At 46.1% G+C, this 16,103-nt stretch carries 15 protein-coding genes; all 15 read right to left on the bottom strand.

Annotated elements, in window-relative coordinates; genetic code table 11:
- Window positions 1-95, bottom strand: a 95-nt coding sequence (locus tag EV210_RS22355; RefSeq protein WP_037591671.1) for a GTP-binding protein, incomplete at its 3' end; no start/stop codon positions are given.
- Window positions 96-121: 26 nt separating this feature from the next.
- A complete protein-coding gene (gene fusA, locus EV210_RS22350) occupies window positions 122-2,200 on the bottom strand; it encodes an elongation factor G (protein WP_132083823.1) in 2,079 nt (692 codons plus the stop codon).
- A 46-nt stretch (window positions 2,201-2,246) separates the two neighbouring features.
- Window positions 2,247-2,717, bottom strand: a complete 471-nt coding sequence (rpsG, locus tag EV210_RS22345) for a 30S ribosomal protein S7 (protein WP_132083821.1) — start codon at window positions 2,715-2,717, stop codon at window positions 2,247-2,249.
- A 45-nt stretch (window positions 2,718-2,762) separates the two neighbouring features.
- Window positions 2,763-3,140, bottom strand: a complete 378-nt coding sequence (gene rpsL, locus EV210_RS22340; RefSeq protein WP_132083819.1) for a 30S ribosomal protein S12 — start codon at window positions 3,138-3,140, stop codon at window positions 2,763-2,765.
- 98 nt (window positions 3,141-3,238) lie between these two features.
- Entirely contained in the window at window positions 3,239-3,484 is a 246-nt protein-coding gene (locus tag EV210_RS22335) for a L7Ae/L30e/S12e/Gadd45 family ribosomal protein (protein ID WP_132083817.1), read from the bottom strand.
- A 225-nt stretch (window positions 3,485-3,709) separates the two neighbouring features.
- On the bottom strand, window positions 3,710-7,657 hold the full coding sequence (gene rpoC, locus EV210_RS22330; RefSeq protein ID WP_132083815.1) for a DNA-directed RNA polymerase subunit beta': 3,948 nt from the start codon (window positions 7,655-7,657) through the stop codon (window positions 3,710-3,712).
- Window positions 7,658-7,676: 19 nt separating this feature from the next.
- Window positions 7,677-11,510: a DNA-directed RNA polymerase subunit beta gene (gene rpoB / locus EV210_RS22325; RefSeq protein WP_132083813.1), complete on the bottom strand. Its 3,834-nt coding sequence runs from the start codon at window positions 11,508-11,510 to the stop codon at window positions 7,677-7,679.
- 433 nt (window positions 11,511-11,943) lie between these two features.
- On the bottom strand, window positions 11,944-12,312 hold the full coding sequence (gene rplL, locus EV210_RS22320) for a 50S ribosomal protein L7/L12 (RefSeq protein WP_132083811.1): 369 nt from the start codon (window positions 12,310-12,312) through the stop codon (window positions 11,944-11,946).
- Window positions 12,313-12,429: 117 nt separating this feature from the next.
- Window positions 12,430-12,960, bottom strand: coding sequence for a 50S ribosomal protein L10 (rplJ, locus tag EV210_RS22315; protein WP_132083809.1), 531 nt, complete (start codon window positions 12,958-12,960; stop codon window positions 12,430-12,432).
- Window positions 12,961-13,144: 184 nt separating this feature from the next.
- Window positions 13,145-13,849 (bottom strand): 50S ribosomal protein L1, encoded by a 705-nt coding sequence (gene rplA / locus EV210_RS22310; protein ID WP_132083807.1) that lies wholly within the window; start codon window positions 13,847-13,849, stop codon window positions 13,145-13,147.
- A 209-nt stretch (window positions 13,850-14,058) separates the two neighbouring features.
- Window positions 14,059-14,484: a 50S ribosomal protein L11 gene (gene rplK, locus EV210_RS22305; protein WP_132083805.1), complete on the bottom strand. Its 426-nt coding sequence runs from the start codon at window positions 14,482-14,484 to the stop codon at window positions 14,059-14,061.
- A gap of 113 nt (window positions 14,485-14,597) precedes the next feature.
- A complete protein-coding gene (gene nusG, locus EV210_RS22300; protein ID WP_132083825.1) occupies window positions 14,598-15,134 on the bottom strand; it encodes a transcription termination/antitermination protein NusG in 537 nt (178 codons plus the stop codon).
- 44 nt (window positions 15,135-15,178) lie between these two features.
- On the bottom strand, window positions 15,179-15,394 hold the full coding sequence (gene secE / locus EV210_RS22295; protein WP_132083803.1) for a preprotein translocase subunit SecE: 216 nt from the start codon (window positions 15,392-15,394) through the stop codon (window positions 15,179-15,181).
- Window positions 15,395-15,564: 170 nt separating this feature from the next.
- Entirely contained in the window at window positions 15,565-15,714 is a 150-nt protein-coding gene (gene rpmG, locus EV210_RS22290) for a 50S ribosomal protein L33 (protein WP_007937822.1), read from the bottom strand.
- Window positions 15,715-15,947: 233 nt separating this feature from the next.
- Window positions 15,948-16,103 (bottom strand): EF-Tu C-terminal domain-related protein (locus EV210_RS22285; protein ID WP_481158097.1); only part of this gene is annotated, 156 nt, incomplete at its 5' end.

Here is a 16,103-nt window from a genome sequence, read left to right as displayed (position 1 = left end):
ATAGCGGCTGTCAACGATGTTTTACCATGGTCAACGTGACCGATTGTTCCAATGTTTACGTGTGGCTTGTTTCTTTCAAACTTTTTCTTTGCCATTTGTTTTTGCCTCCCTAATGCTAAATTTAAGCGCCTTTTACTTTGGCGATTATGGTTTCAGCGATGTTTTTCGGCACTTCTTCGTAGTGATCGAATTCCATCGAGTAGTTACCGCGGCCTTGCGTCCGTGAACGAAGGTCTGTGGCATATCCGAACATTTCGGAAAGCGGTACGAATGCACGAATGGTTTGAGCGCCCGAGCGGGACTCCATACCTTCTATCCGTCCGCGGCGAGAGTTAATATCGCCGATGACGTCGCCCATGTACTCTTCCGGAACGGTGATTTCCACTTTTTCATACGGTTCAAGCAAGACTGGGGTAGCTTTTCTGGCACCTTCTTTGAAGCCCATGGATGCAGCAATTTTAAAGGCCATTTCCGAGGAGTCAACATCATGGTACGAACCGTCAAAGACAGTAACCTTGATATCTACCATCGGATAACCGGCCGAAACGCCAGTATCCATTGCTTCTTTTACGCCGGCTTCAATCGGGTTGATAAATTCTCTCGGAATCGAACCGCCCACTGTCTTGTTTTCAAAGATAAATCCTTGACCAGGCTCAAGCGGGGTAAGTTCCAGCCAGCAATGACCATATTGGCCGCGGCCGCCGGACTGACGGACAAATTTGCCTTCGGCTTTAACCGATTTACGGATTGTTTCGCGATAAGCAACCTGCGGTTTGCCAACATTGCATTCCACTTTGAATTCACGAAGCATCCGGTCAACGATTATTTCCAAATGCAGCTCGCCCATACCGGATATGATAGTCTGTCCAGTTTCTTGGTCAGTGTGCATCCGGAAGGTAGGATCTTCTTCTGCCAGACGTTGAAGAGCAATACCCATTTTTTCTTGGTCCGCTTTGGTTTTCGGCTCAACGGCTACCGAGATAACCGGTTCGGGGAAGACCATCGACTCAAGAATGATGGTTGATTTATCGTCGCAAAGCGTATCACCTGTGGTTGTATCTTTCAAACCAACCGCAGCAGCGATATCGCCTGTGTAGACGGTTTCAATCTCTTCGCGGTGATTAGCATGCATTTGCAGGATACGGCCAATCCGTTCCTTTTTGCCTTTAGTCGAGTTGTACACATATGAGCCTGAGCTCAAATTACCTGAGTACACCCGGAAGAAAGCCAATTTGCCGACATAAGGGTCAGCCATAATTTTAAATGCCAGCGCCGAGAACGGCAGGCTGTCATCTGCCGCCCGTGAATCTTCCTCGCCACTATCGGGGTTAACACCCTTAATCGCAGGAATATCAGTCGGAGCAGGCATATAAGCCACAACAGCGTCCAGCAGCGGCTGTACGCCTTTATTCTTGTAAGAAGAGCCGCACAACATCGGAGTAAGCTTGCAGGCGATTGTAGCTTTACGAATTCCTGCTTTGATTTCCTCTACAGTGAGTTCTTCACCTTCGAGATATTTCATCATCAGTTCATCGTCGCTTTCCGCAATGGCATCAAGCATGTTCTGGCGATATAATTCAGCCTGTTCTTTCAAGTCTTCAGGAATCTCAGTAGCTTCACTGGTTTTTCCAAGGTCATCGGTGTAAATCATGGCTTTCATTTCCACCAGGTCGATGATTCCTTTGAAAACATCTTCGGAGCCGATCGGCAGCTGAATTGGCACCGCATTGGCACCCAGCCGGGTTTTCATCATGTCTACAACACGATAGAAATCCGCACCGATCATATCCATTTTGTTTACATAGGCCATCCGAGGAACGCCATAACGGTCAGCTTGACGCCATACCGTTTCCGATTGAGGCTCAACGCCGCCTTTAGCGCAGAATACCGCAACCGAGCCATCAAGTACTCGCAACGAACGCTCTACCTCGACAGTGAAGTCCACGTGCCCAGGTGTGTCGATAATATTGATACGATGCCCATCCCACTGACATGTTGTGGCCGCCGAGGTAATAGTAATACCCCGTTCTTGTTCCTGCACCATCCAGTCCATCGTAGCAGCACCATCATGCACTTCACCAATCTTATGCACCCTGCCGGTATAGAAAAGTATGCGTTCTGTTGTAGTGGTCTTGCCGGCGTCAATGTGTGCCATGATGCCTATGTTTCGCGTCTTAGTAAGAGGAAACTTTCTGGCCACTATCTTCACTCCTTATACTGGGACTACAAATTGTGTAGTCCCGCTATTACCACCGATAATGCGCGAAAGCTTTATTAGCTTCAGCCATTTTGTGGGTATCATCTTTTTTCTTAATAGTAGCACCAGTGCCGTTCGATGCATCAAGCAATTCAGCAGCTAGTCTTTCATGCATGGTTTTTTCACCGCGCAGTCTGGCATAATTCACCATCCAGCGGATACCGAGCGATAAACGACGGTCTGCACGAACTTCAACCGGTACTTGGTAGTTAGCACCACCAACGCGGCGAGCGCGAACTTCTAAAACAGGCATAGCATTTTTCAGCGCAGCCTCAAATACTTCTAACGGATCTTTACCGGTTTTCGACCGGATAATATCAAATGCATCATATACGATTGTTTCTGCAACACCTTTTTTGCCATCATACATGATTTTATTGATAAAACGAGTTACCAACTTTGAGTTATAAACCGGATCTGGCAACACGTCACGTTTAGTTACAGGCCCTTTTCTTGGCATTTGTTTCCCTCCTTCATCCGAAATCTTGCCGATTAGCTGGCACGCTTATTTCTTCTTGGCTCTTTTAGTGCCATACTTCGATCTGCCTTGCGCACGTTTTTGTACACCGGCAGTGTCAAGCGCACCACGGATGATGTGATAGCGAACACCTGGAAGGTCTTTTACCCTGCCGCCTCTGATTAAAACAACAGAATGCTCCTGCAAGTTATGACCGATACCAGGAATGTACGCAGTTACTTCAATACCGTTAGTCAACCGTACGCGGGCAACTTTACGCAGCGCGGAGTTCGGTTTTTTTGGAGTAGTTGTATATACTCTAGTGCAAACACCACGTTTTTGCGGGCTTTCTTTCAAAGCTGGCGCTGTGGATTTTTGCTCAATCACTTCTCTTCCTTTACGCACTAACTGGTTAATTGTTGGCATATGTGCACCTCCTTCCTCTACAGTTGGTATTTATAATTAATTTCACCTTTAGGCATTGACCTTAAGGCAAAACATTACCACGCTTGTCCTCAGTTTGCTTACTTAAGTACAGCTACAGCCGCAGCCCCCACTGCAATGCTGCAAGCTTGCCCTAGTTCCTGCATTGTCAGTGTTTCTTGTACCTCAATATTCTTTTTACTGCATAATTCGCGAATGGGCTGAACTACCCGATTTTCGGCATCACTTGCCAGAAAAACAATCTCTACTTGGCCTCGTTCAACAGATTTCACTGTTTGCTTGGCACCAATTGCCTTTTTGGCTGCTTTTAGTGTGTCTATCGTCATCAGACCCACTCCCTTGTATTACAAAAAAATATTTTTTCTCGCAGGCACTTTAATATTTTACCACTGGCACCACGCAAATGTCAACAGCAATTCCAGCATTTTCGCCTATTTTCTTGACCACGGTTCCTAGTGTATCATATGCAAATGTAAAATACAAGTTTTGCATAAAAAAGGGCACTTAGCCCTGGCTATATTGCAGCCAAATGCCAAGTGCCCTATTTTTTATTAATTCGGGTTAGCAGTTTCCATGAACTTTTTCAGCTTAATGTTACGGTATCTGCTCATGCCGGTACCGGCAGGAACGAGCTTGCCGATAATAACATTTTCTTTGAGACCGAGCAATGGATCAATTTTCCCTTTAATAGCGGCTTCGGTAAGTACCCGTGTTGTTTCCTGGAAGGATGCCGCCGACAGGAACGAATCCGTAGCCAAAGAAGCTTTTGTAATACCAAGCAAGGTAGGACGGGCAACAGATGGTTCGCCATCCTTTTCAATTGCCTGTGCATTTTCTTCCTCAAAGGTATTGATATCAATATATTCGCCCGGCAGTAACGCGGTATCACCCGGTTCCTCTACCTTGACTTTGTGCATCATCTGACGCACCATGACTTCGATGTGCTTATCATTAATTTCAACACCCTGGGACTTGTAAACTTTTTGCACTTCATATACAAGATAGCGCTGTGTTTCTTTAAGACCCTGCACGCGAAGAATATCATGTGGATTAACTGAGCCCTCCGTTAAACGGTCACCAGCCTGCAGCACCTGGCCGTCTCTGACGATCAGTCTTGCGCCGTAGGGGATTTGGTAAACCCGTTCTTCACCACTTTGCGGAGTGACGGTTACTTTACGAATACCTTTTATCTCTTTAACCTCTACAGTACCTTCAATTTCGGTAATGAGAGCTTGCCGTTTCGGTTTGCGTGCTTCAAACAATTCTTCGACACGGGGCAAACCTTGCGTAATGTCGTCACCAGCTACACCGCCGGTATGGAACGTACGCATGGTAAGCTGAGTACCCGGCTCACCGATAGATTGAGCAGCAATAATACCGACGGCCTCGCCAACATCCACCATATGTCCGGTTGCAAGGTTGCGGCCGTAGCATTTGATGCAGACGCCGTACCGCGATTTGCAAACAAGTACGGAACGGATTGAAACTTTATCTTTGAAGGTAACAATATGATCGGCCATTTCTTCATCGATTTCCTGATTCAAGGCAACAACGACTTCGCCGGTTTTGGGGTCGACAATTTCTTCAGCAGAAATACGTCCAATAATCCGGTCGCGCAGAGGCTCGATCACACCACTGCCTTCAATAATCGCTTCTACTTCAATGCCTCTGATATTATTGTTCCGGACCCGGACTTCCAATACATCACTGGACAGAATTGCTTCAATGTGCTCTTCAGCAAGCGGTGTATTGGGCGGAACCAATTCTTCGCCGTCACTGTTTTTCACACTGTCAACCGTGTTTTTGCCAAGCATTTCACGGAACATGGCATCTTTAAGCACTGTGCGGACTTTTTCTTCCGGTTCACCGAGCATAATGGTTTCGCTTTCGGCAGAGCTGTTCACATCTTCAGCCGTAGCTGTTGATGAACCACGCACTACTATTGACGGAACATTATGATCGCCAATAAGTTTCAAATGGTTGTCGCCTAAAATCGTATCCATTACGATCAGCGTTTCCCCAGTGGCAGGATCAGTTATATCCTGACCAAGTACGCGGCCAATTAAAGTATCACGCAGCAGGGTAATCGCACTGCTGCTGGATTTAGCAAGCCGTGCTCTTTCCCGCACAAGGTTGATACCGACCACATCGCAGTCTTCTTCACGAACAATAACATCCTGCGCCACATCAACGAGACGGCGGGTGAGATATCCGGAGTCGGCAGTACGGAGAGCCGTATCAGCCAGACCTTTACGGGCACCATGTGTCGACGTAAAGTAATCCAGTACCGTTAAGCCTTCACGGAAGTTTGCTTTGATTGGCAAGTCAATAATACGGCCTGATGGATCAGCCATAAGACCACGCATACCAGCCAGCTGACGAATCTGTTGAATATTACCACGGGCACCGGAGTTTGCCATCATGTAAACCGGATTGAATGGATCAAGATTATCCATCATCGCCTGCGTAACTTCATTGGTAGCTTTGGTCCACAAATCAATTGTCTTTTTATAGCGTTCGTCTTCGGTAATCAAACCGCGGCGATATTGCTTTTCGATCATTTCTACCTGACCATCAGTGCGAGCTAATATGTCTTTTTTAGCTTCAGGCACTTTTATATCGGCAATAGCAATGGTCATACCCGCACGGCGGGCAAACGAGAAGCCCAGTGTCTTAACCCGGTCAAGTACTTCGGCTGTCTGGGAATTGCCAAAACGGCGATAAGAATCGGCAACCAGTTTACCCAGTTGTTTCTTATCCATCAGAATTCCTAAATGCCATTCCCCATCTTTTTGCGAGTAGGAACGCAGTTCCTGGGGCAGCGCTTCGTTGAAGATTAAGCGGCCGGCTGTCGTGTTGACAAGGCCATAGCCGGGAATCCGAACTTTCATCGGCGCCTGCAAGGCAAGTTCACTGTGGTGGTAAGCAAGCATTACCTCATCATAGTTGGTAAAAATCTTACCTTCACCCAAAGCGCCAGGCTTAACAATGGTCAAATAATACGCACCTAGAACCATATCCTGGGTAGGTGTTGCCACCGGCTTACCATCTTTGGTTGATAAGATATTATGAGCAGAAAGCATTAGTACGCGGGCCTCTGCCTGCGCTTCAGCGGACAGCGGAACGTGGCAGGCCATTTGGTCTCCGTCGAAGTCGGCATTGTACGCCGTACACACGAGCGGATGAATCTTTATCGCTCTGCCTTCCGACAATACCGGTTCGAAAGCCTGAATACCAAGACGATGCAACGTCGGTGCACGGTTTAACAGTACTGGATGTTCTTTAATAACTTCCTCCAGGACATCCCATACCTCAGGGCGCACCCGTTCCACCATTCGCTTGGCACTTTTGATATTATGAGCATGACCGGCATTAACCAGTTTTTTCATAACAAATGGCTTAAACAATTCGAGCGCCATTTCTTTCGGCAAGCCGCATTGATGTAATTTGAGTTCAGGACCAACAACGATAACCGAACGGCCCGAGTAGTCAACACGCTTACCCAGTAGATTCTGGCGGAAGCGTCCTTGTTTACCCTTCAGCATATCGGAAAGTGATTTCAGAGGCCTATTGCCTGGGCCTGTAACAGGCCGGCCGCGGCGTCCATTATCGATCAGCGCATCGACGGCTTCCTGGAGCATGCGTTTTTCATTGCGGACAATGATATCCGGTGCTCCCAGGTCAAGCAAACGTTTCAGGCGGTTATTGCGGTTAATAACCCGGCGGTATAGATCATTTAAGTCAGAAGTGGCAAAACGGCCGCCATCCAGCTGCACCATTGGGCGCAATTCGGGAGGGATGACCGGGACAACATCCATGATCATCCAATGGGGATTGTTGCCCGACTTACGAAAAGCCTCAACGACTTCGAGACGGCGAATTGCGCGAATTTTACGCTGGCCGCTGACTTCACGCAGTTCCTGCCGCAATTCGCGGCTCATTTTTTCAAGATCAAGTTCTTCCAGCAACTTTTTAATGGCCTCAGCACCCATACCAACCTTAAAGGCGCTGCCATATTTATCACGATAATCCCGATATTCGCTCTCTGTGAGCAGCTGTTTTTTCATCAGCGGGGTATCGCCTGGGTCAAGAACAATATAGGAAGCAAAATAAAGCACTTTTTCCAGTGAACGGGGGGAGATATCCAGTATTAACCCCATTCTGCTGGGTATTCCCTTGAAATACCAGATATGAGAAACCGGTGCGGCCAATTCAATATGGCCCATTCGGTCGCGTCTTACTTTAGAGCGGGTAACTTCAACACCGCAGCGGTCACAAACAATCCCCTTGTAGCGGATGCGTTTGTATTTGCCGCAATGACATTCCCAGTCACGAGTCGGCCCGAAGATCTTTTCGCAGAACAAGCCTTCTCTTTCCGGTTTTAAAGTACGGTAATTAATTGTTTCCGGTTTTCTTACTTCACCGTGAGACCACTTACGGATCTGTTCCGGTGATGCTATGCCAATGCGCATGGAATCAAAATTATTTACGTCCAACAAGGAGTTATCGCTCCCTTCTTTACTCGAAGTCGTCTTCCAGGTCATCTAAATATTCACGAGGATTGATCTTTTTCTGCAAGCCGTCTTTCAGCTTGTTTTTCTTAGCGCCAGCTTTCAGGCGAGCAGGGACAAATTCTTCGTCCGAATCAAGTTCAGACTCAGCTGCATCAAACTTGTCATTGTCCATATCACCAATCTCAGCGATTATGTCCAATTCCTCTTCCAATGGCTCTAGGTTGTCGCCGCTTTCCAGTTCATCCACCATGTCGGATTCAAGCTCAGTGCGTGTTCGTTCATGCGGTGACGGGCGAGCTTCTTCGCCACCCAGGCTGAGTTCAAGTTCTTTTGCTGTCTCATGAATATCTTCATCAGACTCACGAATAAGGATTTCTTGCGCATCCTCTGTAAGTACCTTAACATCAAGCCCTATACTCTGCAATTCTTTAATGAGAACTTTAAAGGACTCAGGTACTCCCGGCTCTGGTACATTCTCACCCTTCACGATAGCTTCGTACGTTTTAACACGGCCTACTACATCGTCAGATTTAACTGTTAACAATTCCTGCAATGTATAAGCAGCACCGTACGCTTCCAGGGCCCAAACTTCCATCTCACCAAAACGCTGACCGCCAAACTGAGCTTTACCGCCCAGTGGCTGCTGTGTAACCAGTGAGTACGGACCAGTAGAACGGGCATGGATTTTATCGTCAACTAAGTGCGCCAGTTTCAGCATATAAACGTAACCGACGGTTACGCGATTATCCATTGGTTCACCGGTACGGCCGTCGTACAATACTGTTTTGCCGTCTGCCGGCAGCCCGGCAGCCTCTAATGTATGGAAAACCTCGTGTTCTCTTGCTCCGTCAAATACCGGCGTAGCCAGATGAATCCCGGCAATATCCGGTTCAGGCATGCCGTTTTTGTCGAAGTTGTAATTAAACATCTTTAACCGGTTTTCAACTTCCGGATCTTTATTCTGGATTTGCATTCCCAAGGCGGAAGCAGCCCAGCCCAAGTGGGTTTCCAGTACCTGCCCTATATTCATACGGGACGGAACGCCCAGTGGATTTAATACAATTTGCACCGGTGTGCCATCAGGCATGAACGGCATATCTTCCTGACGCATAATGCGGGAAACAACACCTTTATTACCATGACGGCCTGCCATTTTGTCGCCTTCGGAAATTTTTCTCTTTTGGGCGATATAGACACGTACCAGTTGGTTTACGCCAGGTGGTAACTCGTCACCGTTCTCACGGCTAAAGACTTTTACGTCAACGATCTTACCAGCTTCACCATGAGGTACTCTCAGCGAAGTATCGCGGACTTCCCGCGCTTTTTCACCAAAGATTGCTCTTAATAGCCGCTCTTCTGCCGTCAGCTCAGTTTCACCCTTCGGTGTTACTTTGCCAACAAGTATATCCCCAGGCCGTACTTCTGCCCCGATACGAATGATGCCGCGGTCATCAAGATCGCGCAGTACATCTTCCGCCACATTGGGAATATCACGGGTGATTTCTTCTGGGCCCAATTTCGTATCACGTGCATCACATTCGTATTCTTCGATATGAATGGACGTAAACACGTCTTCTTTAACCAGTTTTTCACTAAGCAAAATAGCATCTTCGTAGTTATAGCCTTCCCAAGGCATAAAAGCAACCAGAACGTTAAAGCCCAGTGCCAGTTCTCCCCGGTCAGTCGAAGGACCATCCGCTAATACCTGGCCTTTTTCGATGCGCTCATTCTTGTAAACAATCGGTTTTTGATTGATACATGTTCCCTGATTAGATCGAATATATTTGAGCATCTTATAACTATCAAGGCCGCCGTTGTCTGTACGAATATGAATTTCCGTTGCACTGACGCGCTCTACCCGGCCTGCATTCTTGGCAAGAATTACAACTCCCGAGTCGCGGGCCGCCTTATATTCCATACCTGTTCCGACAAGAGGTGCCTGCGTGCGCAACAGCGGAACAGCCTGCCGCTGCATGTTCGCTCCCATCAACGCACGGTTGGCATCATCATTTTCAAGGAAGGGAATCATCGCCGTTGCTATGGATACTACCTGTTTCGGTGAAACGTCCATGTAGTCAACCTGTTCAGGCGGCACGTTCAAGATGTCATGCTTATACCGGACGGTAACACGGGCCTCTTTAAACCAGCCATCATCGGTCAGTGCCTCATTCGCCTGGGCAATGATCATTTCATCTTCTTCGTCAGCTGTAACATAATACACTTCTTCGCTGACCTTTTTATTATACTTGTCGACTTTACGATAGGGTGTTTCAATGAAGCCGAATTCATTAACGCGGGCAAAGGTTGACAACGAACCAATCAAACCAATGTTTGGACCTTCTGGCGTCTCGATCGGGCACATCCGTCCATAGTGAGAATGGTGAACGTCACGAACTTCAAAGCCGGCCCGCTCTCTGCTGAGACCACCTGGTCCCAACGCACTTAGACGGCGTTTGTGGGTCAATTCTGCCAGCGGATTGGTTTGGTCCATAAATTGCGATAACTGACTGGAACCAAAAAATTCTTTTATTGCAGCCACAACAGGACGGATGTTAATCAACGCCTGCGGTGTTATAACATCAATGTCTTGGATGGTCATGCGTTCTTTTACCACTCTCTCCATGCGGGAGAGACCAATACGGAATTGGTTTTGCAGCAATTCCCCAACAGAGCGCAGACGGCGGTTGCCTAAATGGTCAATATCATCTGTATGTCCATGACCGTCCATTAAGTTAAGCAAATAACTGATGGAAGCCATAATATCTTCCCGGGTGATCGTGCGATGAGTATAGGGCAGGGCCGCATTGCAAGTAACTTTTATCGGACTGCCGTCTTTTTGTCGAATAATAACCTCAACCAAGCCAGGTTGAGCAAATATACCGCTCTCTTCAATGCGAAGCAAAGCCTTCTCATCAAGCACAGTTCCGTCTGCTACGATGATCTCGCCGGTGGTGGTGTCAACAAGCGGCTGATGAAGCGTTTTTCCCATAAGGCGCCGTTTCCAGCCCAGTTTTTTTGTTAGCTTATACCGGCCCACAGTAGCCAGATCATAGCGTTTAGGATCGAAGAAGAGGGATTCCAGCAATTGGGTAGCGTTTTCTACTGTCGGGGGTTCACCCGGACGCAGACGCTTATAAATTTCAACCAGCGCTTCTTCTTTGGAATCGGTACTATCTCTTTCCAAAGTAGCACGAACACGGGTATCATCATAGAATAACTCTAAGATAGAACCATTAGAGGCCCAGCCTAATGCCCGTATTAATACGGTGACCGGCAGTTTCCTCGTCCGGTCCACGCGAACTGAAATGACATCATTCGCATCGGTTTCCAGTTCAAGCCAGGCACCGCGGTTAGGGATAACCGTGGCATTATACAATTTTTTACCGGTAGTATCAATGGTTTCTCCATAATATACGCCGGGCGAGCGAACAAGCTGACTTACAATAACCCGTTCAGCTCCATTAATAATAAATGTGCCGTTTGTAGTCATGAGTGGGAAATCACCCATAAATACTTCTTGCTCTTTAATTTCACCCGTTTCACGGTTAATTAGGCGAACATTTACACGCAAGGGGGCAGAATATGTAACGTCTCTCTCTTTACACTCCTCAACGTGATATTTAGGTTCTCCTAAAGTGAAATTTTCAAAGGAAAGAACTAAATTCCCTGTAAAGTCCTGAATGGGAGAAATATCACGGAATATTTCCTGCAGGCCTTCCTTAAGAAACCAATTATAGGAATTTTTTTGCAGTTCAATAAGATTCGGCATGTCCAGTACTTCGTTAATCTTTGCATAACTGTACCTGATTCTTTTGCCTACCGGAACAGGATTGAACATCTACATCCTTCACCCCTTAGCCTATTTTAGCTGACATGGCGTCACATAAAACTACAGCTAATTATATATAATTAGAATAGTCATGTCAGGCAGACAGCGATATGTTGTCCTGTCTGACAAATACGAAAAGAAGCAAGTCTCTTCAGTTTCCGTGAGGACCTTGCTTTTTTCAATCCGAATGAAATGGTGTTTCATCCTCCATTATTTTACTATTTCCTGCCAATCGAAATTTTATACATATCCTGCATAAAAAAGCTACAAGCAGATAATATGTCGCATTTAGAAATGTTATCATATAAGTGCTGGTATGTCAAGGAATATTATCCAGAGCAGTAAAACAATGTTAAGAATGAAAATAGCCAGAACGGATTACATTGATAGATAGAAAAAAGGGTACCTGCAAAGCGCAGGTACCCTTTTTCTTTGTTGACAATTATTTAACGTCAACAGATGCGCCAGCTTCAACAAGCTTAGCTTTAATAGCTTCAGCGTCAGCTTTAGAAACTTTTTCTTTAACAGGTTTAGGAGCGCCGTCAACAAGCTCTTTTGCTTCTTTCAGACCCAAGCCAGTCAATTCGCGAACAACTTTGATTACGTTGATTTTACCAGCGCCAGGGTTGGTAAGAATAACGTCGAATTCAGTTTGTTCTTCAACAGCAGCAGCAGCAGCAGGAGCAGCAGCAACAGCAGCTACAGGAGCAGCAGCGGATACACCGAATTTTTCTTCAAGAGCTTTTACCAGCTCGGACAGTTCGAGAACTGTCATTTGTTCAATGGCTTCCATAATTTGTTCTTTAGTCATTTTAAAAAACCTCCAAAACTTTCTTTTAAATTTAATTTATAATGTGAGATCAAGCTTAGGTTGTTGAGAGTGGTCCGTATGCAGCAAACGCAGACGGGCCGCTATCCGGCAAGCGACTTATGCGCTTTCTTTTTGTTTGCGGATCGCTTCAAGCACATAAACCGCATTGCGGATAGTGCCTTGAAGTACATTGACGATACCGACGATTGGGCTTTGGAAACCAGCCAGTACTTGTGCAATAAGCACTTCGCGCGGCGGCAGGTTAGCCAGAGCTTTAACGCCGTCAGCGGTGATAACCTTGCCTTCTACCAAACCAGCTTTAACTTCAATATTTTGAAGTTTGCTTTCTTTGATGAAGTCAGAGATTATTTTCGCCGGAGCAACAGGATCAGTTGCTGAAAATGCCATTGCAGTTGGGCCTTCCAAATAAGAATCAAGGCCTGCAATACCAATTTCATTAGCAGCAATACGGGTAAGAGTATTTTTTACTACCTTGTACTCAACTCCGGCTTCACGGAATTTGCGACGCAGCTTCGTATCTTGAGCTACGGTTAGGCCACGGTAGTTAATCAATACAGCGCCTTTCGTTGCAGCGAGCTTTTCTTTCATGCCGGCAACTACTGTTTGTTTTTCGACTGTTACAGCCATTATTCCACCTCCTTTATAGGGTTACGGCAAATTAAAAAGCGACCTCACGGCGTTAGAACGTCCGGAGGTCGCTAATCGGCAATATAATATCACCTATCGCAACAAAACCCCGGCCTCGGCAGGCGGACTAAAAGTCCATTATCATACCTGCTGTCTATAGCCAAGTAAACAACTTATTCAGTTACTACTCTTTTTTGCCGGGAGCTTTGAGGACATTCACCTTTACGCCAGGACCCATAGTGGTGCTCAGCGTAATGCTACGCATGTATTGGCCCTTAGCTGCAGCTGGTTTTACTTTCAGCAAAGTATCTACAATCGTGCGGAAGTTTTGAAGCAGCTTCTCGCTGTCGAAGGATACTTTACCGATCGGTGCATGAATATTGCCCGCTTTATCGGTACGATATTCAATCTTACCAGCTTTAATTTCATTAATCGCCCGGGTCACATCAAGAGTTACAGTGCCAACTTTAGGGTTAGGCATTAAACCTTTAGGACCAAGGATTTTACCTAAACGGCCAACCAAACCCATCATATCAGGGGTAGCTACTGCTACATCAAATTCAGCCCAGCCGCCTTGAATTTTGGTTACCAAGTCTTCAGCGCCTACAAAATCGGCACCGGCAACTTCAGCTTCTTTTGCTTTTTCACCTTTGGCAAAAACCAATACGCGCTTGGTTTTACCAGTACCATGTGGAAGAACAACAGCTCCCCGCACTTGCTGGTCGGCATGCTTAGGATCAACGCCTAAACGAAAAGCGACTTCTACGGTTTCATCAAATTTAGCACTAGCAGTTTTTTTGGCAAGTTCAATCGCTTCTTCAGGATCATAAAACTTGTCTTTTTCTACCAGTTTAAATGCTTCGGCATATTTTTTGCCATGTGTTGCCATTTAAAAATTCCTCCTTTGTGGTTATAACGGGAAAGATACCCCTCCCACCGTTGTGTTGCTGTTGAAAACACGCCATCTGCGTTGTCACCCGCTGCGGGCATTCACATCACCGTACTTTCAGTACGCCTCCGTTCATGTCCTCGGAGTTCCTAGCATCTGCCGCGTTTTGAACAGCAACGTAGCCTAGAAACTAAGAGTTTAGCTTGTTACTAGTCTACGATGTCGATACCCATGCTGCGGGCAGTGCCCTCAATCATGCGCATAGCTGCTTCAACGCTGGCAGCGTTAAGGTCTTGCATTTTGCTTTCAGCAATTTCGCGTACTTTTGTACGGGAAACCTTAGCAACTTTTTTCTTATTAGGCTCTCCGGATGCAGTCTCAATACCAGCTGCTTTTTTGAGCAGTACGGCTGCCGGGGGAGTTTTGGTAACGAAAGTGAATGATCTATCTTCGAAAACGGTAATTTCTACCGGAATGATCAATCCAGCTTGCGAAGCCGTTCTTTCATTGAACTCCTTTACGAAGGCCATAATGTTAACACCAGCCTGACCGAGCGCAGGGCCGACCGGAGGTGCCGGAGTTGCTTTACCAGCAGGACACTGTAACTTTACCATTTTTACAACTTTTTTAGCCATTTGTTAGTTACACCTCCTTACAATGAAAATGTGGTTTACGGGCTTACACCCTCCCACGTGGAACGATACTTAACAGTATCGCTTAACTTAAGTTATTCATAACTAAAGTTATATTAGAGAGCTTTCTCAACTTGAGAAAAATCTAACTCTACTGGTGTTTCGCGACCGAAAAGGTTCACAAGAACTTTCAGCTTACCACGGTCTGCATGAATTTCCGTTACTGCACCGGACCAATTCTCAAATGCTCCCGAAGTTATCCGAACCTGTTCTCCAACTTTCATGTCAACTTTGGGCTTGGCTACTTCTTCCACACCTTGCGACTTCAGAATTTGTTTAACTTCGGCGGCAGTAAGCGGGATCGGCTTGGTACCTGAGCCAACAAAACCGGTTACACCAGGTGTGTTACGGACTACATACCACGACCTGTCATTAACATTCATTTCCACAAGCACATAACCCGGGAAAATCTTACGCTTGGCAACCTTCTTTTTGCCGTCTTTTATCTCCACTTCATCTTCCATCGGCACAAGGATCCGGAAGATTTCATTCTCCATTTGCATGGAATGAACTTTCTTCTCAAGATTCGCCTTTACCTTGTTTTCATAACCGGAATACGTGTGGATGACATACCATTTTTTCTCAGATTCCATTCGCCTTAAGGGACGCATCGACTGCGTTCCCCTACCCCCTTAGCCTATTTAATGATTAGTGCAAGCACTTTTGCCAGAGCAGCATCAATAACCCAAATCAGCACAGCCACTATAACGACAGAAATAAAAACAATTCCCGTATAGGAAATAAGTTCATTCTTGGTCGGCCAGGTGACCTTTTTCAATTCAGCTCTGACTTCACGAAAAAATTTCTTCCACCGCGGCATATTGGTTTGAATAGCCGTTTCTTGGGCTGCCATTTCCTCACATCCCCGTCGTGACTGCTAATCTGTATAACTTCCACATGATAGGGTTAGCAGTATCTGAAGCAACGACATACCGGTTAATTAAAACCGCTCTTCTACCAACTACACCCCATGCTTGGGATTACTCAAGCTCCTGCTTATGTCAATACAGGCACAATTATACGTTATTTCGTTTCTTTGTGTAAAGTATGTTTTTTGCAAAACTTGCAGTATTTGTTAAATTCCAATCTGTCAGGATCATTTTTCTTGTTTTTATTGGTCTGATAATTGCGTTGTTTGCAATCTGTGCAGGCCAGTGTTACCGCGTTGCGCATCCGTTACACCTCACTTACCCCTAAAAATCACAAGACTCACCGATATATATGACAAGCTTGCGTAATATCGCTAATATAATTTAGCATATATTATCCTGCTATGTCAATAGCCCACGCACCCGGGCATTTTATTTTTACACAAAATCCCTGTGCTAAGATAAAGAATAAACAGGGGTTTGCCCCCTGCTTATTATACATTCCCATTTCTGGAAACGATTATACACATCTTTTTCTTACTTAATTACAGAAGTTACAACACCAGCGCCAACAGTACGGCCGCCTTCACGGATAGCAAAACGCAGACCTTCTTCGATAGCGATCGGAGTAATCAGTGCGATCGTCATCTGGATGTTGTCTCCAGGCATGCACATTTCTACGCCTTCAGGTAA

The sequence above is a fragment of the Anaerospora hongkongensis genome (genome assembly GCF_004339805.1).
Taxonomy (GTDB): domain Bacteria; phylum Bacillota; class Negativicutes; order Sporomusales; family DSM-15969; genus Anaerospora; species Anaerospora hongkongensis.
Note: the sequence above shows the minus strand (reverse complement) of the source record. Positions and strands in the feature narration are given on the sequence as shown.

Bases quoted from the DNA above. Each gene is read 5' to 3' on its own strand.
- rpsG (WP_132083821.1), bottom strand. From the start codon at position 2,717: ATGCCAAGAAAAGGGCCTGTAACTAAACGTGACGTGTTGCCAGATCCG.
- rpsL (WP_132083819.1), bottom strand. From the start codon at position 3,140: ATGCCAACAATTAACCAGTTAGTGCGTAAAGGAAGAGAAGTGATTGAG.
- EV210_RS22335 (WP_132083817.1), bottom strand. From the start codon at position 3,484: ATGACGATAGACACACTAAAAGCAGCCAAAAAGGCAATTGGTGCCAAG.
- rpoB (WP_132083813.1), bottom strand. From the start codon at position 11,510: ATGTTCAATCCTGTTCCGGTAGGCAAAAGAATCAGGTACAGTTATGCA.
- rplL (WP_132083811.1), bottom strand. From the start codon at position 12,312: ATGACTAAAGAACAAATTATGGAAGCCATTGAACAAATGACAGTTCTC.
- rplJ (WP_132083809.1), bottom strand. From the start codon at position 12,960: ATGGCTGTAACAGTCGAAAAACAAACAGTAGTTGCCGGCATGAAAGAA.
- rplA (WP_132083807.1), bottom strand. From the start codon at position 13,849: ATGGCAACACATGGCAAAAAATATGCCGAAGCATTTAAACTGGTAGAA.
- rplK (WP_132083805.1), bottom strand. From the start codon at position 14,484: ATGGCTAAAAAAGTTGTAAAAATGGTAAAGTTACAGTGTCCTGCTGGT.
- nusG (WP_132083825.1), bottom strand. From the start codon at position 15,134: ATGGAATCTGAGAAAAAATGGTATGTCATCCACACGTATTCCGGTTAT.
- secE (WP_132083803.1), bottom strand. From the start codon at position 15,394: ATGGCAGCCCAAGAAACGGCTATTCAAACCAATATGCCGCGGTGGAAG.
- rpmG (WP_007937822.1), bottom strand. From the start codon at position 15,714: ATGCGCAACGCGGTAACACTGGCCTGCACAGATTGCAAACAACGCAAT.